The sequence below is a fragment of the Bradyrhizobium sp. CCGUVB1N3 genome (assembly GCF_024199925.1).
GTDB lineage: Bacteria > Pseudomonadota > Alphaproteobacteria > Rhizobiales > Xanthobacteraceae > Bradyrhizobium.
The window spans coordinates 2,146,749-2,166,229 of the sequence record NZ_JANADR010000001.1 but is presented as its reverse complement, the minus strand read 5'-3'; the positions used below and the strand labels follow the sequence as shown (position 1 = coordinate 2,166,229).

The window sequence follows — 19,481 nt, the reverse complement described above, 5'->3', positions numbered from 1 at the left end:
GCTATTTCGGGCTTTTGCAGTCCGTGAAGACAATCGTTGTGACGGGCGGGCGCGCCTTTGCGCCCCGCGCGTCGTTTTGCGTTTTGAAGGTCTGAAGAACAGTTCAGGACTTTGACGGGTCCGATGACTGGGTTTCCGCCCCTCAAAACGGGTTCGAAAAATTCAACCCGGGGAACGGTGGCAGCCGTGTCCCGGAAGGCGCGCCCAGAGCGGGCGCCGAAATGAGAGGCCACGATGGCGCAGCAGACATTCACCGGTCGCAAACGCGTTCGCAAGTTTTTCGGACACATCAAGGAAGTCGCCGAGATGCCGAACCTCATCGAGGTTCAGAAGGCGTCCTATGACCAGTTCCTGATGGTCGACGAACCCACGGGCGGGCGGCCGGATGAGGGCTTGCAGGCAGTGTTCCGCTCGGTGTTCCCGATCTCGGACTTCTCCGGCACCTCGATGCTGGAATTCGTTCGCTACGAGTTCGAGCCGCCGAAGTACGACGTCGACGAGTGCCGCCAGCGCGGCATGACCTTCGCTGCACCCCTCAAGGTGACCCTGCGCCTCATCGTGTTCGATATCGACGAGGAAACCGGCGCGAAGTCGGTCAAGGACATCAAGGAGCAGGACGTCTACATGGGCGACATCCCGCTCATGACGATGAACGGCACCTTCATCGTCAACGGCACCGAGCGCGTCATCGTCTCCCAGATGCACCGTTCGCCCGGCGTGTTCTTCGACCACGACAAGGGCAAGACCCACTCCTCGGGCAAGCTGCTGTTCGCCGCCCGCGTGATCCCGTATCGCGGCTCCTGGCTCGACATCGAGTTCGACGCCAAGGACATCGTCTATGCGCGTATCGATCGTCGCCGCAAGATTCCGGTGACGTCGCTGATGTTCGCGCTCGGGCTTGATGGCGAGGAGGTCCTCAACACCTTCTACAAGCGCATCCTCTACAAGCGGACCAAGGAAGGCTGGCGCGTTCCGTTCGACGCCAACCGTTTCCGCGGCTATTCCACGACCTCCGACCTGATCGACGCCGACACCGGCAAGGTCGTGCTCGAGGCCGGCAAGAAGCTCACCGTGCGTGCCGCGCGCCAGCTCCAGGAGAAGGGGCTGAAGGCGCTCCGCATGTCGGATGAGGAACTGGTCGGCAACTACCTTGCCGAGGACCTCGTCAATCCGAAGACCGGCGAGATCCATGCGGAGGCCGGCGAGGAGATTACCGACAAGCTGATGAAGGCCCTCAACGAGCACGGCTACAAGGAGCTGCCGCTGCTCGACATCGACCACGTCAATGTCGGCGCCTACATCCGCAACACGCTTTCGGCTGACAAGAACATGACGCGCGAGGACGCGCTGTTCGACATCTACCGCGTGATGCGTCCGGGCGAGCCGCCGACGCTGGATTCGGCGCAGGCGATGTTCCAGTCGCTGTTCTTCGACGCCGAGCGTTACGACCTGTCTGCGGTCGGCCGCGTCAAGATGAACATGCGCCTCGACCTCGATGCGCCCGACACCCAGCGCACGCTGCGCAGGGAAGACATCCTCTCCGTCATCAAGACGCTGGTGGACCTGCGCGACGGCAAGGGCGAGATCGACGACATCGACCACCTCGGCAACCGCCGCGTGCGCTCGGTCGGCGAGCTCATGGAGAACCAGTACCGCATCGGCCTGCTCCGCATGGAGCGCGCGATCAAGGAGCGCATGTCCTCGGTCGACATCGACACGGTCATGCCGCAGGACCTGATCAACGCGAAGCCGGCGGCCGCCGCCGTGCGCGAGTTCTTCGGCTCCTCGCAGCTCTCGCAGTTCATGGACCAGACCAACCCGCTGTCGGAGATCACCCACAAGCGCCGCCTGTCGGCGCTTGGACCGGGCGGTCTGACCCGCGAGCGCGCCGGCTTCGAGGTGCGCGACGTGCATCCGACGCACTACGGCCGCATCTGCCCGATCGAGACGCCGGAAGGTCCGAACATCGGCCTGATCAACTCGCTCGCGACCTTCGCGCGCGTGAACAAGTACGGCTTCGTCGAGACGCCCTATCGCAAGGTGAAGGACGGCCGTGTCACCGACGAGGTCGTGTATCTCTCGGCGATGGAGGAGGGCCGCTACACGGTCGCGCAGGCCAACGTGCCGCTCGACGCCAAGGGCCGCTTCACCGAGGACCTCGTGGTCTGCCGTCACGCCGGCGAAGTTCTGCCGGTGACGCCGGACAAGGTCGACTACATGGACGTGTCGCCGAAGCAGCTCGTTTCGGTCGCCGCGGCCCTGATCCCGTTCCTCGAGAACGACGACGCCAACCGCGCGCTGATGGGCTCGAACATGCAGCGCCAGGCGGTGCCGCTGGTTCGCGCCGAGGCGCCGTTCGTCGGCACCGGCATGGAAGGCGTGGTTGCACGTGACTCGGGTGCTGCGATCGCGGCGCGCCGCTCGGGCGTGATCGACCAGATCGACGCGACCCGCGTCGTCATCCGCGCGACGGAAGATCTCGATCCGACCAAGTCGGGCGTCGATATCTACCGTCTGATGAAGTACCAGCGCTCCAACCAGTCGACCTGCATCAACCAGCGTCCGCTGGTGAAGGTCGGCGACATCGTCAAGAAGGGCGACATCATCGCCGACGGTCCGTCGACCGATCTCGGCGAGCTCGCTCTGGGGCGCAACGTGCTGGTCGCGTTCATGCCGTGGAACGGCTACAACTTCGAAGACTCGATCCTGCTCTCCGAGCGGATCGTGAAGGACGACGTCTTCACCTCGATCCACATCGAGGAGTTCGAGGTGATGGCCCGTGACACCAAGCTCGGTCCTGAGGAAATCACCCGCGATATTCCGAACGTCTCGGAAGAAGCGCTGAAGAACCTCGACGAAGCCGGTATCGTCTACATCGGTGCGGAAGTGCGCGCCGGCGACATCCTGGTCGGCAAGATCACGCCGAAGGGCGAGAGCCCGATGACGCCGGAAGAAAAGCTGCTGCGTGCCATCTTCGGCGAGAAGGCCTCCGACGTCCGCGATACCTCGCTCCGCGTGCCCCCGGGCGTGCAGGGCACGATCGTGGAAGTGCGCGTGTTCAACCGCCACGGCGTCGACAAGGACGAGCGTGCGCTGGCGATCGAGCGCGAGGAGATCGAGCGTCTGGCCAAGGACCGCGACGACGAGCAGGCGATCCTCGACCGCAACGTCTACAGCCGTCTCGCCGACCTTCTCGAAGGGCGGCAGGGCATCGCGGGCCCCAAGGGCTTCAAGAAGGACACCAAGATCACCCGTGCGGTGCTCGAGGAGTATCCGAAGTCGCAGTGGTGGCTGTTCGCCTCGCCCAACGACAAACTGATGGCCGAGATCGAGGCCATGCGGAAGCAGTACGACGAGTCGAAGAAGGGGCTTGAACAGCGCTTCCTCGACAAGGTCGAGAAGCTGCAGCGCGGCGACGAGCTGCCGCCCGGCGTGATGAAGATGGTCAAGGTCTTCGTCGCGGTGAAGCGCAAGATCCAGCCCGGCGACAAGATGGCCGGCCGCCACGGTAACAAGGGTGTGGTGTCGAAGATCGTGCCGATCGAGGACATGCCGTTCCTCGAGGATGGTACCCATGCCGACATCGTGCTCAATCCGCTCGGCGTGCCTTCGCGCATGAACGTCGGGCAGATCCTCGAGACGCATCTCGGCTGGGCTTGCGCCGGCCTCGGCAAACGCATCGGCCAGACGGTCGATGCCTATCTGTCGAAGCAGGACATCAAGCCGCTGAAGGAGACGTTGAAGCGGATCTACGGCGAGGACGAGACGATCAAGACGCTCAACGACGGCGAACTGATCGAGCTCGGTCGCAACCTGAGCCACGGCGTGCCGATCGCGACGCCGGTGTTCGACGGCGCCAAGGAAGCCGACATCGAGGAGATGCTGAAGCTCGCCGGTCTCGACGCTTCGGGCCAGTCGACCGTCTATGACGGCCGCACCGGCGATCCCTTCGATCGCAAGGTGACGGTGGGCTACATCTACATGCTCAAGCTGCACCATCTCGTCGACGACAAGATCCACGCGCGTTCGATCGGTCCGTACTCGCTCGTCACCCAGCAGCCGCTGGGCGGCAAGGCGCAGTTCGGCGGCCAGCGTTTCGGCGAAATGGAGGTGTGGGCGCTCGAAGCTTACGGCGCGGCCTACACGCTCCAGGAAATGCTGACCGTGAAGTCGGACGACGTCGCCGGCCGTACCAAGGTGTACGAGGCGATCGTGCGCGGCGACGACACGTTCGAAGCCGGTATCCCGGAGTCCTTCAACGTCCTGGTCAAGGAAATGCGCTCGCTCGGCCTCAACGTCGACCTGCACAATTCCAAGGTGGGACCGGCGCCGACCTCCGAGGCGGCCGAGTAACGCGACTCTTCATGCCCGGCCGAAAAGGCCGGGCATCGGCGCCTCGTCCCGCGCGGTGAGGGCAGGCGCTCCGCGAGTTAAGATTTTCGAATTTGCTGCCGGCCTCGACCGGCACGCGAGGAGAAGACGATGAACCAAGAGATTATGAATCTTTTTAACCCGACGACGCCGGCTCAGGTCTTCGACCAGATCCGGATCTCGATCGCGTCTCCAGAGAAGATTCTGTCCTGGTCCTACGGCGAGATCAAGAAGCCGGAGACCATCAACTACCGGACCTTCAAGCCCGAGCGCGACGGCCTGTTCTGCGCGCGCATCTTCGGGCCGATCAAGGATTACGAGTGCTTGTGCGGCAAGTACAAGCGCATGAAGTACAAGGGCATCATCTGCGAGAAGTGCTCGGTCGAGGTCACGCTGTCGCGCGTCCGGCGCGAGCGCATGGGCCACATCGAGCTCGCCGCGCCCGTCGCCCACATCTGGTTCCTGAAGTCGCTGCCCTCGCGCATCGGCCTCTTGCTCGACATGACGCTGAAGGATCTCGAGCGGATCCTCTACTTCGAATATTACGTCGTGCTGGAGCCCGGCCTCACCGCGCTGAAGGACCGTCAGCTGCTGTCGGAAGACGAGTACCTGAAGGCGCAGGACGAGTACGGCCAGGATTCGTTCACCGCCATGATCGGCGCCGAGGCGATCCGCGAGCTGCTCAAGGGCATGGAGCTCGAGAAGCTCGAGGTGAGCTTGCGTGCCGAGATGGCCGAGACCGACTCCGACATCAAGCACAAGAAGCTCGCCAAGCGCTTGAAGATCGTGGAGGCGTTCCGCCACTCCGGCAACAAGCCGGAATGGATGATCCTCACCGTCGTTCCGGTGATCCCGCCGGACCTGCGTCCGCTGGTGCCGCTCGACGGCGGCCGCTTCGCGACCTCGGATCTCAACGACCTCTACCGCCGCGTCATCAACCGCAACAACCGCTTGAAGCGGCTGATGGAGCTGCGCGCGCCGGACATCATCATCCGCAACGAGAAGCGCATGCTTCAGGAGGCCGTCGACGCGCTGTTCGACAACGGCCGCCGCGGTCGCGTCATCACGGGCGCCAACAAGCGTCCGCTGAAGTCGCTCGCCGACATGCTCAAGGGCAAGCAGGGCCGCTTCCGCCAGAACCTGCTCGGCAAGCGCGTCGACTATTCCGGCCGTTCGGTGATCGTGGTCGGTCCCGAGCTGCGCCTGCATCAGTGCGGCCTGCCGAAGAAGATGGCGCTCGAGCTGTTCAAGCCGTTCATCTATTCGAGGCTTGACGCCAAGGGCCTGTCCACCACCGTCAAGCAGGCGAAGAAGCTGGTCGAGAAGGAGCGGCCCGAGGTCTGGGACATCCTGGACGAGGTGATCCGCGAGCATCCGGTGTTGCTCAACCGCGCGCCGACGCTGCACCGCCTCGGCATCCAGGCGTTCGAGCCCGTGCTGATCGAGGGCAAGGCGATCCAGCTCCACCCGCTGGTCTGCGCCGCGTTCAACGCCGACTTCGACGGCGACCAGATGGCCGTGCACGTTCCGCTGTCGCTGGAAGCGCAGCTCGAAGCGCGCGTCCTGATGATGTCGACCAACAACATCCTGCATCCGGCGAACGGCCAGCCGATCATCGTGCCGTCGCAGGACATCGTGCTCGGTCTCTACTACGTCTCGATCATGCGCGAAGGCATGCCCGGCGAGGGCAAGGTGTTCGGCGAGATGGCCGAGCTCGAGCACGCGCTGCATGCGAAGGTCATCCACCTCCACACCAAGATCAAGTACCGGTGGGAAGGCATGGATGAGACCGGCAAGGTCTCAAAGCGTTGGATCGAAACCACCGCTGGCCGCGTCATGCTCGGCAATCTTCTGCCGAAGAACCAGCGGATTTCGTATGAGATCATCAACAAGCTGATGACCAAGCGCGAGATCTCCGGCGTCATCGACCAAGTCTACCGCCACTGCGGCCAGAAGGAGACGGTGATCTTCTGCGACCGCATCATGGCGCTCGGCTTCTACAACGCGTTCAAGGCCGGCATTTCGTTCGGCAAGGACGACATGGTCGTGCCGCACGGCAAGTGGAAGATCGTCGACACCACCCGTACGCTAGCGAAGGATTTCGAGCAGCAGTACAATGACGGCCTGATCACCCATGGCGAGAAGTACAACAAGGTCGTCGACGCCTGGTCGAAGGCGACGGAAGAAATCGCCAAGGCGATGATGAAGGAGATTTCCGCGACCAAGAAGACGGCGAGCGGAGCGGATGCGGACATCAACTCGATCTACATGATGGCGCACTCCGGCGCGCGTGGTTCGCCGGCGCAGATGCGCCAGCTCGCCGGCATGCGCGGCCTGATGGCCAAGCCCTCGGGCGAGATCATCGAGACGCCGATCATCTCGAACTTCAAGGAAGGCCTCTCGGTGCTCGAGTACTTCAACTCGACCCACGGCGCCCGTAAGGGCCTCGCGGACACCGCGTTGAAGACCGCAAACTCCGGTTACCTGACCCGCCGTCTGGTCGACGTCGCGCAGGATTGCATCATCACGCAGGACGACTGCGGCACCAAGCTCGGCATCAAGATGCGCGCCATCGTCGATGCCGGCACCGTGGTCGCCTCGCTCGGCTCGCGCATCCTCGGACGCACGGCCTGCGAAGACGTGCGCGACAACTCGGGCAAGGTGATCATCAAGCGCGGCACGCTGATGGAAGAGAGCCACTTGGAAGCCATCCAGCAGGGTGGCGTCCAGGAGGTGAAGATCCGCTCGGCGTTGACCTGCGAGCTCGTCAACGGCATCTGCGGCAAGTGCTACGGCCGCGACCTCGCCCGCGGCACGCCGGTCAACCACGGCGAAGCGGTTGGCGTCATCGCGGCTCAGTCGATCGGCGAGCCCGGCACCCAGCTCACCATGCGTACCTTCCACATCGGCGGTGCGGCGCAGCTCAACGAGCAGTCTTTCGTCGAATCCAACTTCGACGGCAAGATCGTGATCAGGAACAAGGCCATCGCCCGCAACAGCGAGGGTCACCTCGTCGCGATGGTCCGCAACATGGTGGTGGCGATCGTCGATGCCGACGGCACCGAGCGTGCGACGCACCGTATCCAGTACGGTTCGCGCCTGCACATCGACGAGGGCGACATGGTCAAGCGCGGCCAGCGCATCGCCGAGTGGGACCCCTATACCCGTCCGGTTCTCACCGAGGTGGAAGGCACCATCGGCTTCGAGGATCTGGTCGAGGGGCAGTCGATCTCGGAAACGCTCGACGAATCCACCGGTATCGCCAAGCGCGTGGTCATCGACTGGCGCTCGACCCGCGGCGGCTCGGACCTGCGTCCGGCCATCGTGATCAAGGGCAAGGACGGCAAGGTGCTCAAGCTCGCCCGCGGTGGCGATGCCCGCTACATGCTGTCGGTCGACGCGATCCTCTCGGTGGACATCGGCTCCAAGGTCCAGTCGGGCGACATCCTCGCCCGTGTCTCGACCGAGAGCGCCAAGACGCGTGACATCACGGGCGGTCTGCCGCGCGTGGCGGAACTGTTCGAGGCACGGCGTCCGAAGGATGCTGCGATCATCGCCGAGATCGCGGGTACCATCCGCTTCGGCCGCGACTACAAGAACAAGCGTCGCATCTCGATCGAGCCGATGGACAAGACCGAGGAGGCGCGCGAGTACCTGATCCCGAAGGGCAAGCACATCCATCTTCAGGACGGCGACGTCGTCGAAAAGGGCGACTTTATCGTGGAAGGCAACCCGGCGCCGCACGACATCCTGGCGATCAAGGGCATTGAGGAGCTCGCGGCCTATCTGGTCAACGAGATCCAGGAGGTCTACCGGCTTCAGGGCGTGCTCATCAACGACAAGCACATCGAGGTGATTGTCCGTCAGATGCTCCAGAAGGTGGAAATCACCGACCAGGGCGAGACCGACATGATCTCCGGCGAGCAGGTCGACAAGATCGAGTTCGACGCGCTTAACGAGAAGGCCAAGGAAGAGGGCAAGAAGCCCGCCACGGGAACGCCGGTTCTGCTCGGCATCACCAAGGCGAGCCTCCAGACCCGCTCGTTCTTCTCGGCGGCCTCGTTCCAGGAGACCACCCGCGTCCTCACGGAGGCGGCGGTCAACGGCAAGGTCGACCCGCTCGAGGGCCTCAAGGAGAACGTCATCGTCGGCCGGCTGATCCCGGCGGGCACCGGCGCCTCCATGGCCAAGATCCGCGAAGTCGCCATGAAGCGCGACAAGCTGATCCTCGACGAGCGCGAGAAGCAGACCTCGATCGTCTCGCCAGCGCCGGAAGCGGAGCCGGTGGCGTTGCCGCCTGCGGAATGATGGTTCATCCGTACGAATACTGATGACAATGAAAGGGCCGGCTTTTGCCGGCCTTTTTGCTGCTTTGTTCCCTTGCTGCGGTGCAGGGACGTCGTTTGTTCATCTTTCCTTCAGCCTGAAAAGCGCTTCTGTTAGGAGAGCTTAGACCGGTGGTCCCGACGCGGGGGGCGGCCGGAGACCACGGAACTGACATGCTTGACCTCGCAATCGTAGGCGGCGGCCCCGGCGGGCTGATGAGCGCCTGGTATCTGAAGCGCAAACTCGGTGATCTCTGCCGCATCACCATCTATGAGGCCTCCGATCGGCTCGGCGGCAAGATCGTCACGCGGAAATTCGATTCTGCGCCGGCGATGTACGAGGCGGGCGTTGCCGAGATCTACGATTACTCGATGACTGGTCCCGATCCATTGCGGGAACTGATCCAGCATTTCGGGCTTCAGACCATTCCGATGGATGCCGAGCAGGTCCAGTTCGGCGGCGAGCTCCTGAACGACGTGCCCGGCATGCGCCGCAGATACGGCGCCAAGACTGCGGCCGCCATCGAAGCTTTCCGCAAGCGCTGCTCCGACCTGATGTCGCCGATCGAATACTACGAGGGCGTCGGCGCGCACGACAACGAACATCCCTGGGCCTTCAAGACCGCCGAGCAGGTGCTTGACGAGGAGGTCGATGATGCGACCGCCAGGCGATTCTTCAAGGTGATGGCGCGCTCCGACATCGCGACCGAGAGCCACAACACCAATGGGCTCAACGCGCTCAAGAACTATCTGATGGATGTCGACGGCTATATCGGCCTCTATTCCATCCAGAACGGCAACGAGCAGCTCGTCGAGTGCATCCAGTCGGAGGTCAACGCCGACATCCAGCTCAATCATCGCGTGCTTGCCGTCGGCAAGGCGCCGACCGGGCGCTACCAGCTCAAGATGATGAACGGCAAGGGACCGGAGACGCGCGACTTCGACCTCGTGCTGGTCTGCCTGCCGCATTCCTGGCTCGCCACGCTCGGCTGGGAAGGCGAGCAGCTCCGCAAGTCGATGGTCAAGCACGTCTCGTATTTCGACCGTCCCGCGCATTACCTGCGCGTCTCGATCCTGTTCGACACACCGTTCTGGGGCGACAAGATCCCCGGCGCCTGGTTCATGTCGGAAGCCTTCGGCGGCTGCTGCGTCTACAACGAGGGCGCCCGCCACGACGTTGGCAAGCACGGCGTGTTGAACTGGCTCATTCCGGGCTCGGATGCGCTGGCCTTTGCCAATCTCTCCGACCAGGAGCTGATCGACGCCGCGCTGAAATCGCTGCCGGCCGCGCTCGGTGACGCGCGTGCACATTTCATGGAAGGCAAGATTCACCGCTGGCTGTCTTCGGTGAACGCGTTGCCGGGCGGCTTGCCCGTGCGCGACGTCATGACCAATCACCGGCCGGAGCCGAAGGAGCATCCCGGCATCGTTGTGGTCGGCGACTATCTGTTCGATTCGACGCTGAACGGTCTGCTCGACTCCTCGGACGCCGCGACCGACATCATCCTGACCGAGATGATGCGCCTGCGCCGCGCGCGCAGCCAGAGCGAGACGCCGCTGTCCGACAAGATCGACCGCGATTATTTCGACAATTACCGTGGCCAGGGTCCCTATGGCGAAGCGTGGCGCCAGTTCACCGACCCAGACTATCTGATGAAGCTCATCGGCATCGTCTGGGGCAAGGTGAAGAGCGCCAAGCTGCTGGTGGCGGGCTCTGCCAGCGGCGAGCTCGTCGGCGCGCTGCGCGAGCGTGGGATCGACGCCTTCGGCATCGAGAACAACCGCACCATCCACGCCAGGACGCCGAAGGCGCTGAGGAAGTACAACAAGCTCGGATCGATCGCGGACATGCCGTTCAAGGACGGCGCGTTCGATTTCGTGTTCGAGACCAGCCTCTGCCACGTCTCCGAGAAGCAGGTCGTCCGCGCCATCAGGGAATTGAACCGCGTGGTCAAGACGGGCCTGGTGTTCGGCTCGATCACCTCCGACATGGCGCCTGGCCTGATCGATCGCTACGATCTCCTGCGCGGGGTCAAGAAGCTCGGCACCTGGTGGGAATGGTCGGAATTGTTCTTCGGCAACGGGTTCGACCTGTCGATGCACCGCAACGACTGCACCGATGCGCTGTGGGCGGCGACGCTCGCCGCCAACAAGGGGCCGGGGCAGTGGTACGCCGACGCCGACAGCTTGCGCTATTCCTTCTTCGACAAGATCGAGGACGAGGACGACGAATAGCCTCGCGAATTCGCCAATTGCTTTGCCGAATTGATCCTGATCGCATAGAATCGGTGCAATAGCGGTTCTCCGCTGTTTTCCTGATTTTCTGCGGTCATGCCGGCCGTCAGCATCGGTTGGTTTCATGGCATCCAGGCCCCTCTCGCCCGACAAACAGAAGCTCGCCGCGGAAGAAGCGACCGAGCTCGAGGACAAGCTCGCATCCGGCACCAAGGCGGACCTGGAAGAGGACGACGAGGACGAGGACGACGAGCTGGAGCTCGATGATGACGATGAGGACGAGGATCTCGTCGTCTTCACCGCGCGCGAAGCCGCCGGCGCGCTCGCAACCATCTGGGGCTTCGTCAAGCCCTACCTCGCCAACTACAAGCGGATCATGGCCTTCGTCTCGTTCGGCGTCCTGATCGAGACGCTGTTCAACGTCATCATGCCGCTCAGCCTGAAGTTCCTGATCGACGACGCGCTCGGCGAAGAAGATTTCCAGGCGCTCTACAAGATTCTCGGCGTGCTCGCGGTCGCCGGCATCTTCACCTCGATCGTCGCGGTCTGGTACGAGCGCTGGGACGCGCGGCTCGCGGCCTGCATCATCTCCGACGTGCGCAAGCGGCTGTTCGATCACGTGCAGGATCTGCCGGCGGCCTATTTCGGCCGCACCAAGCGGGGCGAGATCCTGTCGCGCTTCTCCGTCGATCTTTCGGCCTTCGAAGGATCGGTCAAGACCTTCGCCAACAGCGCGGCGCTTCCGTTCTTTGAGCTGATCGCCGGCATCATCCTGATGCTGTTCTTGAACTGGCAGCTCGCGGTGGTCGCGCTGCTGGTGTTTCCGATCACGCTGATCGGACCGCGCATCCTCACCCCGAAGGCGGTGCAGGCGAATTACGAGCAGAAGCTCAACGAGAGCGCGCTGCTCGGCATGGTGCAGGAGAACGTGGCGGCACAGGCCGTGATCAAGGCGTTCAGCCTGCAGCGCAAGATGTTCGGCTTCTTCGCCTTCCGCAACGACGAGACCCGCAGCCGGATCGCGTCAGCCGCGTTCCTGTCGACCATGGTGGAGCGGACGGTCACGATCTCGGTCCTGCTCCTGCATCTCGTGGTGCTCGCAATCGGCGCGTATCTTGCGACCAAGGGGCAGATCACCATCGGCACCTTCGTCACCTTCGAGAGCGCGTTCTGGGAGGTCTCCTACAACATCGCCCATGTGATGCACTTCATCCCGGTGTCGATCTCCTCGGCTGCGGCCGTGCGCCATATCCAGGAGCTGCTGGACGAGCCGACGCGGGGCGCCGATCGCCCCGGCGCGCCGGATCTGCCGCGCATCACCAACGACATCACTTTCGACCATGTCACCTTCCAGTACGAAGGCAGCGAGACGCCGGTGCTGGACAACCTCAGCCTCAAGCTCAACGTTGGCAAGAGCATCGCGATCGTCGGCCCCAGCGGCTCGGGCAAGAGCACACTGCTCAATTTGATCCTGCGCCTCTACGTCCCCGACGAAGGTCGCGTCACCATCGACGGCGTTGATGTGCGGAAAGTGACGCTGGATTCGCTGCGCCAGAGCATGGCCGTGGTGTTCCAGGAGAACATGCTGTTCAATATGTCGATCCGCGACAACATCCGGCTCGGCAAGGAGGGCGCCACCGACGAGGAGGTGGCCGAGGCGGCGAAGAAGGCCGAAATCCACCGCTACATCATGAGCCTGCCGCAGAAATACGACACTCCGGTCGGCGAGCGCGGCGATACGCTGTCGGGCGGCCAGCGCCAGCGCCTCGCGATCGCGCGCGCGATCATTCGTAACCCCTCCGTGCTGCTCCTGGATGAAGCGACCTCGGCGCTCGACCAGACCACGGAAGCGGCGATCAACCGCACGCTGCTCAAGGTCGCCAAGGGCCGCACCATGATCTGGTCGACCCACCGTCTGACCTCTGTCGTCGAGATGGACGAGATCATCGTGATTTCAGGCGGCCGCGCCATCGAGCGCGGCTCGCATGCCGAGCTGCTCGCCAAGAACGGCACCTATCGCAAGCTGTGGGACGACCAGATCCACCAGCCGCATCGCAGCGCGGCTCAGGTCGATGACGACGACAGCGACGACGGTGATGATGATGAGGAGGAGGACGACGAGGAGGATGGCGACGAGGAGTGACCGAGGAAGTTCGGCTCGAGGCGAACCCGTCGCGCCACCCGCCGGACCGCACCTTGGGCAAACCAGGCCACGAAGCGCGCCCAGCGCTGCGCCGTCCAGTAGGGGCTCGTTGCCAGCGACACTTCACGGAAGTCGAATGCCTTGGCCGCCGACCAGGCATCGCAGGCCCGCTTGACCGGGTCATCGTAGAAGGCGGCGATCTTGTCCTCGTCCATACCCTCGGTCGCAAGCCAGGCCGGGATGTGCACCCCGCAGAGCCGTTCGACGTCGGTGAACACCTTGTCGGTGCCGGTGCCGGCGACAGGGCATGAGGTCGCGAAGGCATCGCCGACCAGCACGATGCCCGCCTGGCGGCAGGCCCGGTGCACATAGAGATCGACGGGGCGGATCTTGATCTCGCTCGCGACGTCGAGGGCCCCGGTGATGCAGGACAGACGCGGCAGGGCGGCGTTCAGGGTCGCGACCGGCGCCTGCCGCAAGTTGCGCAGCCAGGGATCGTCGAAGGCGCGGTAGACGAACAGGTTTGCCCGCATCCGCGTGCCGATCGGAAACAGCGTGATGTAGGGGATGCGGTCGCTCGGCCGCTCCGAGAAATACGTCATCGCCGGAAAATCGAACGCGGCGCGCCCGACCGGCACGACGTCGAATCCGACCGAGATCGAATGACAGGCGCTGACGATCTCGCGTTCGATACCGAGCTGGTGGCGCAGTCCGACGTTCAATCCATTGGCGAGCACGACGAGGCGGGCGGAGACGACCTCGTCATTGGAGAGCGTGATCTTCTGCCGGTCGGGGCTCGTCGCGATCGACAAGGCCTTGGCGCAGACCCGCCCGACCGCGTCGGGGATTTCAGCGCGGATCGCGTTGACGAAGGCCTCGTAGCGGAAGCCGAACTGCCGGCTTGGCGCCTTGTCGAGCAGGTGGCCGAATCGCGCGATCCAGTTCTCACCGCAAAACGTCGTGCGGCGCAGCACTGATTCTGCGATTCCGGTCCGCCAGAAGCGCTCGAGCTGGGCATCACCGCTGATTTTTTCGACCCGGAAGTCCGGCGGATAGTCGGTATGGGGGTCGATGAGGAGGGCCTGGATACCGGCTCGACCCAGCATCGCGGCGGCGGCGGAGCCGGCCATACCCCCGCCGATGATCGCAATGTCAGTATACCGCATGGGTATTTCTCCGCCCGGCGCGGCACCCTGCCGCACGAACAGGAAAGAAAACCTTAGCGGACGCCATAAAAGTATATTTTACCCGGATGTAAATAGGTCTTGGGGCTGGCGGAACGGAATGTGGGAACCTAGATCAGGGAGGCGGCGAGGGCGCCGAACAAGCTAATTCTTTAAGCGCGAGAAGCCCTTCGCTTGCTGTGGTTTCGCCTTGACTCAGGTGATTCCCACTTATAGAAAGCGCGTCACTTAACGACAGGCGGTGAGCATCGCCAACGTCGGAACGGGCCACCCGCCTGATCCTTTTGGGGTCGTAAGGCGGGCACCAACCTCGACGAATGCCGCTCAAACGCTGTCGATCATAGCTAGGCAATGCCAGTGCGATTTTAGTTCTCTAGAGCTCGTTCTCTTGAGATCAAACTCGGATGCATGACCTCGGTACGCGGCCGTCGGCTCTACGCCGATTGGCTCCAAGACTGCGGTCCTCTGTGGCGTCGAAGCGCTTTCCGCTCGTTGATGGAGCGGTTGGCGCAATTTCGCTTTGCGCGGATCGTTCCGCGCCAGGCGGCCCCATCGGGCGGGTAGTCCGGAAGAAGAATTTGCGGGCCCGAAAGGGACCGCGGCAGAAAAAGGGTGAAGGCCAGGATGCCGACGATCAACCAGCTGATCGCACAACCGCGTGAAGTGCAGAAGTCGCGCAAGAAGGTGCCGGCGCTGCAGCAGTCGCCGCAGAAGCGCGGCGTGTGCACGCGCGTCTACACCACGACGCCGAAGAAGCCGAACTCGGCGCTTCGTAAGGTCGCCAAGGTGCGTCTGACCAACGGCTTCGAGGTGATCGGCTACATCCCTGGTGAGGGCCATAACCTCCAGGAGCACTCGGTGGTCATGATCCGCGGCGGTCGCGTCAAGGACTTGCCCGGCGTGCGCTACCACATCCTCCGCGGCGTGCTGGATACCCAGGGCGTCAAGAACCGTAAGCAGCGTCGTTCGAAGTACGGCGCGAAGCGTCCGAAATAAGCGGGAACCTCTTCCATGTCTCGTCGCCACTCAGCGGAAAAGCGCGAAGTTCTGCCGGATCCCAAGTTCGGGAACATCGTGATCACGAAGTTCATGAACTCGGTGATGTACGCCGGCAAGAAGTCGGTCGCCGAAGGCATCGTCTACGGTGCGCTCGGCCTCATCGAAACCAAGACCAAGCAGAACCCGCTCGGCGTGTTCGAGCAGGCACTTGAGAACGTCATGCCGACGATCGAAGTGCGCTCCCGCCGCGTCGGCGGCGCGACCTACCAGGTTCCGGTCGAGGTTCGCTCGGTGCGCCGTCAGGCGCTGGGCATCCGCTGGCTGATCTCGGCCGCGCGCGAGCGCAACGAGAAGACGATGACCGAGCGGCTCTCCGCGGAGCTCCTGGACGCATCGAACAACCGGGGGAACGCCGTCAAGAAGCGTGAAGACGTTCATCGGATGGCGGAAGCCAACCGCGCCTTCTCGCATTATCGCTGGTAACGGCGACACCTAACGGACTTGCAAGGAACGACCCATGCCCCGCCAACATGCCATCGAGGACTACCGTAACTTCGGTATCATGGCGCATATCGACGCCGGCAAGACCACGACGACCGAGCGCATCCTCTATTACACCGGCAAGAGCCACAAGATCGGCGAAGTGCACGAAGGTGCCGCGACGATGGACTGGATGGAGCAGGAGCAGGAGCGTGGCATCACGATCACCTCGGCTGCGACCACCGCGTTCTGGGCCGGCAAGCGCCTGAACATCATCGACACGCCCGGCCACGTCGACTTCACCATCGAGGTCGAGCGTTCGCTCCGCGTGCTCGACGGCGCCGTCTGCGTGCTCGACTCGAACCAGGGCGTCGAGCCCCAGACCGAGACGGTCTGGCGTCAGGGCGACAAGTACAAGGTTCCGCGCATCGTCTTCGCCAACAAGATGGACAAGACCGGCGCTGACTTCTTCAAGTGCCTGTCCGACATCGTCGACCGCCTCGGCGCCAAGCCGATCGCGATCCAGCTTCCGATCGGCGCCGAGAACAACTTCAAGGGCCTCGTCGACCTCGTGAAGATGAAGGGCATCGTCTGGAACGATGAATCACTCGGCGCGAAGTTCGACTATGTCGACATTCCGGAAGATCTCGTCGACCAGGCCAAGGAATACCGCGAGAAGATGGTGGAAGCCGCCGTCGAGCTCGACGACGACGCATTGGCCGCCTTCCTCGACGGCAACGAGCCGGACGAGGCGACGCTGAAGCGGCTGATCCGCAAGGCGGTCTTGACTGGCGCGTTCTATCCCGTGCTGTGCGGCTCGGCCTTCAAGAACAAGGGCGTGCAGCCGCTGCTCGACGCCGTCGTCGACTATCTGCCGTCGCCGATTGACGTGCCCGCGATCAAGGGCACGGACGACCGTGGCAACGAAGTCGTGCGCAAGGCTGACGACAAGGAGCCGCTCGCGCTGCTCGCGTTCAAGATCATGGACGACCCGTTCGTCGGCACCATCACCTTCTGCCGCATCTACTCGGGCATCCTGCAGAGCGGCACCGGCGTCGTGAACTCGACGCGCGAGAAGAAGGAGCGCATCGGGCGCATGCTGCTGATGCATGCGAACAACCGCGAAGACATCAAGGAAGCCTATGCCGGCGACATCGTCGCGCTGGCAGGCCTGAAGGAAGCGCGCACCGGTGACACGCTGTGCGATCCCGACAAGCAGGTGATCCTGGAGAAGATGGAATTCCCCGAGCCGGTCATCGAGATCGCGATCGAGCCGAAGTCGAAGGCCGACCAGGAAAAGCTGGGCGTGGCGCTGGCCAAGCTCGCTGCGGAGGATCCGTCCTTCCGCGTGTCGACCGACCAGGAGTCCGGCCAGACCATCCTCAAGGGCATGGGCGAACTCCATCTCGACATCAAGGTCGACATCCTCAAGCGTACCTACAAGGTCGACGCCAACATCGGTGCGCCGCAGGTTGCGTTCCGTGAGCGCGTCACCAAGAAGGCCGAGGTCAAGTACACCCACAAGAAGCAGACCGGCGGTACCGGTCAGTTCGCGGAAGTGTCGATCGTGGTCGAGCCGAACGAGCCCGGCAAGGGCTACGAGTTCGAGTCCAAGATCGTCGGCGGTGCAGTTCCGAAGGAATACGTCCCCGGCGTCGAAAAGGGCCTCAACAGCGTGATGAGCTCTGGTGTCGTCGCGGGCTTCCCCGTTGTCGACGTCAAGGTGCAGCTCGTCGACGGCAAGTATCACGACGTCGACTCGTCGGCGCTCGCCTTCGAAATCGCTTCGCGTGCTGCATTCCGCGAGGCCTTGCAGAAGGGCAAGTCCGTCCTGCTCGAGCCGATCATGAAGGTCGAAGTGGTGACCCCGGAAGACTACACCGGCTCGGTCATCGGCGACCTGAACTCCCGGCGCGGTCAGATCCAGGGTCAAGACATGCGCGGCAACGCCAACGTCATCAACGCGATGGTGCCGCTCATGAACATGTTCGGTTACGTGAATAACCTGCGCTCGATGAGCCAGGGGCGCGCGACCTTCACCATGCAGTTCGACCACTACGCAGAAGCGCCGGCTAACGTGTCGGCAGAAGTCCAGAAGAAGTTTGCCTGATTGTCGTCGGTCTCGAGCTGACGATTGAACGGAGAGTCAAATGGCCAAAGCAAAGTTTGAACGTAACAAGCCCCACTGCAACATCGGCACCATCGGTCACGTCGACCATGGCAAGACGTCGCTGACCGCGGCGATCACCAAGATCCTCGCTGAAACCGGTGGTGCGACGTTCACGGCGTACGACCAGATCGACAAGGCGCCGGAAGAGAAGGCGCGCGGCATCACCATCTCGACCGCGCACGTCGAGTACGAGACCAAGAACCGCCACTACGCGCACGTCGACTGCCCCGGCCACGCCGACTACGTGAAGAACATGATCACCGGCGCTGCCCAGATGGACGGCGCGATCCTGGTCGTGTCGGCCGCTGACGGCCCGATGCCGCAGACCCGCGAGCACATCCTGCTCGCCCGCCAGGTCGGCGTTCCCGCGCTCGTCGTGTTCCTCAACAAGTGCGACATGGTCGACGATCCGGAGCTGCTCGAGCTCGTCGAGCTCGAAGTCCGCGAGTTGCTCTCGAAGTACGAATTCCCCGGCGACAAGATCCCGATCATCAAGGGTTCGGCGCTCGCCGCTCTCGAAGACTCCGACAAGAAGCTCGGCCATGACGCAATCCTCGAGCTGATGCGCAACGTCGACGAGTACATCCCGCAGCCGGAGCGTCCGATCGACCAGCCGTTCCTGATGCCGGTTGAAGACGTGTTCTCGATCTCCGGCCGCGGCACCGTCGTGACCGGCCGTGTCGAGCGCGGCATCGTCAAGGTCGGCGAGGAAATCGAAATCGTCGGTCTGCGTGCGACCCAGAAGACCACGGTCACCGGCGTCGAAATGTTCCGCAAGCTGCTCGATCAGGGCCAGGCCGGCGACAACATCGGCGCGCTGCTCCGCGGCACCAAGCGCGAGGACGTCGAGCGCGGCCAGGTGCTCTGCAAGCCCGGTTCGGTCAAGCCGCACACCAAGTTCAAGGCTGAGGCCTACATCCTCACCAAGGACGAGGGCGGCCGCCACACCCCGTTCTTCACCAACTACCGTCCGCAGTTCTACTTCCGCACCACCGACGTGACCGGTGTCGTGCACCTGCCGGAAGGCACCGAGATGGTGATGCCGGGCGACAACATCGCGATGGAAGTGCACCTGATCGTGCCGATCGCGATGGAAGAGAAGCTCCGCTTCGCGATCCGCGAAGGCGGCCGTACCGTCGGCGCCGGCGTCGTCGCCTCGATCATCGAGTAATTACGAGACTAGAGATTGGCGAGTAGCGGATGGCAGCATTCGCTATTCGCTATTCGCCACTCTGATTGAAGAAAGACCACGGCAATGAACGGCCAAAATATTCGCATCCGTCTCAAGGCGTTCGACCATCGTATCCTCGATACGTCGACCCGTGAGATCGTGAATACGGCGAAGCGCACCGGCGCGCAGGTTCGCGGACCCATTCCGCTGCCGACCCGCATCGAGAAGTTCACCGTCAACCGTTCGCCGCACGTCGACAAGAAGAGCCGCGAACAGTTCGAGATGCGCACCCACAAGCGTCTGCTCGACATCGTCGATCCGACCCCGCAGACCGTCGATGCTTTGATGAAGCTCGACCTGGCCGCCGGTGTCGACGTCGAGATCAAGCTCTAAGATTTTTGGA

10 protein-coding genes are annotated in these 19,481 nt (G+C 63.2%); 9 read left to right on the top strand and 1 reads right to left on the bottom strand.

The window, feature by feature from the left end; genetic code table 11:
• The first annotated feature begins 234 nt into the window (after positions 1–234).
• From rpoB to NLM33_RS10325, 4 genes are all read left to right on the top strand, one after another.
• Positions 235–4,353: a DNA-directed RNA polymerase subunit beta gene (rpoB, locus tag NLM33_RS10340; protein ID WP_254095948.1), complete on the top strand. Its 4,119-nt coding sequence runs from the start codon at positions 235–237 to the stop codon at positions 4,351–4,353.
• A gap of 129 nt (positions 4,354–4,482) precedes the next feature.
• A complete protein-coding gene (gene rpoC / locus NLM33_RS10335; protein ID WP_254095947.1) occupies positions 4,483–8,679 on the top strand; it encodes a DNA-directed RNA polymerase subunit beta' in 4,197 nt (1,398 codons plus the stop codon).
• Between the two features lie 191 nt (positions 8,680–8,870).
• The gene (locus NLM33_RS10330) at positions 8,871–10,931 is read left to right on the top strand and encodes an FAD-dependent oxidoreductase (protein WP_254095946.1); all 2,061 of its coding nucleotides are present in this window, start codon (positions 8,871–8,873) and stop codon (positions 10,929–10,931) included.
• A gap of 124 nt (positions 10,932–11,055) precedes the next feature.
• On the top strand, positions 11,056–13,074 hold the full coding sequence (locus tag NLM33_RS10325; RefSeq protein ID WP_254095945.1) for an ABC transporter ATP-binding protein: 2,019 nt from the start codon (positions 11,056–11,058) through the stop codon (positions 13,072–13,074).
• Here the strand turns inward: NLM33_RS10325 and NLM33_RS10320 are convergent.
• Complete coding sequence (locus tag NLM33_RS10320) at positions 12,996–14,240, bottom strand: FAD-dependent monooxygenase (RefSeq protein ID WP_254095944.1); 1,245 nt, start codon at positions 14,238–14,240, stop codon at positions 12,996–12,998. The genes NLM33_RS10325 and NLM33_RS10320 overlap by 79 nt on opposite strands.
• Before the next feature lie 642 nt (positions 14,241–14,882).
• Here NLM33_RS10320 and rpsL point away from each other — a divergent pair.
• The 5 genes from rpsL to rpsJ all read left to right on the top strand — a co-directional run bounded on the left by rpsL (position 14,883) and on the right by rpsJ (position 19,471).
• Positions 14,883–15,254 carry a 30S ribosomal protein S12 gene (gene rpsL / locus NLM33_RS10315; RefSeq protein WP_007603006.1) on the top strand — a complete coding sequence of 124 codons (372 nt, stop codon included), beginning with the start codon at positions 14,883–14,885 and terminating at the stop codon, positions 15,252–15,254.
• 15 nt (positions 15,255–15,269) lie between these two features.
• Positions 15,270–15,740, top strand: a complete 471-nt coding sequence (rpsG, locus tag NLM33_RS10310) for a 30S ribosomal protein S7 (protein WP_254095943.1) — start codon at positions 15,270–15,272, stop codon at positions 15,738–15,740.
• A gap of 34 nt (positions 15,741–15,774) precedes the next feature.
• A complete protein-coding gene (gene fusA / locus NLM33_RS10305; protein ID WP_254095942.1) occupies positions 15,775–17,847 on the top strand; it encodes an elongation factor G in 2,073 nt (690 codons plus the stop codon).
• A 40-nt stretch (positions 17,848–17,887) separates the two neighbouring features.
• On the top strand, positions 17,888–19,078 hold the full coding sequence (gene tuf, locus NLM33_RS10300; protein WP_254095941.1) for an elongation factor Tu: 1,191 nt from the start codon (positions 17,888–17,890) through the stop codon (positions 19,076–19,078).
• A gap of 84 nt (positions 19,079–19,162) precedes the next feature.
• Entirely contained in the window at positions 19,163–19,471 is a 309-nt protein-coding gene (rpsJ, locus tag NLM33_RS10295) for a 30S ribosomal protein S10 (protein WP_002712302.1), read from the top strand.
• Positions 19,472–19,481: the final 10 nt, after the last annotated feature.

What these genes read in the sequence shown, in the direction of transcription:
- rpsJ (WP_002712302.1), top strand. Translation starts at nt 19,163, where the DNA reads ATGAACGGCCAAAATATTCGCATCCGTCTCAAGGCGTTCGACCATCGT.
- rpsL (WP_007603006.1), top strand. Translation starts at nt 14,883, where the DNA reads ATGCCGACGATCAACCAGCTGATCGCACAACCGCGTGAAGTGCAGAAG.
- rpoB (WP_254095948.1), top strand. Translation starts at nt 235, where the DNA reads ATGGCGCAGCAGACATTCACCGGTCGCAAACGCGTTCGCAAGTTTTTC.
- NLM33_RS10330 (WP_254095946.1), top strand. Translation starts at nt 8,871, where the DNA reads ATGCTTGACCTCGCAATCGTAGGCGGCGGCCCCGGCGGGCTGATGAGC.
- NLM33_RS10320 (WP_254095944.1), bottom strand. Translation starts at nt 14,240, where the DNA reads ATGCGGTATACTGACATTGCGATCATCGGCGGGGGTATGGCCGGCTCC.
- rpsG (WP_254095943.1), top strand. Translation starts at nt 15,270, where the DNA reads ATGTCTCGTCGCCACTCAGCGGAAAAGCGCGAAGTTCTGCCGGATCCC.
- NLM33_RS10325 (WP_254095945.1), top strand. Translation starts at nt 11,056, where the DNA reads ATGGCATCCAGGCCCCTCTCGCCCGACAAACAGAAGCTCGCCGCGGAA.
- rpoC (WP_254095947.1), top strand. Translation starts at nt 4,483, where the DNA reads ATGAACCAAGAGATTATGAATCTTTTTAACCCGACGACGCCGGCTCAG.
- fusA (WP_254095942.1), top strand. Translation starts at nt 15,775, where the DNA reads ATGCCCCGCCAACATGCCATCGAGGACTACCGTAACTTCGGTATCATG.
- tuf (WP_254095941.1), top strand. Translation starts at nt 17,888, where the DNA reads ATGGCCAAAGCAAAGTTTGAACGTAACAAGCCCCACTGCAACATCGGC.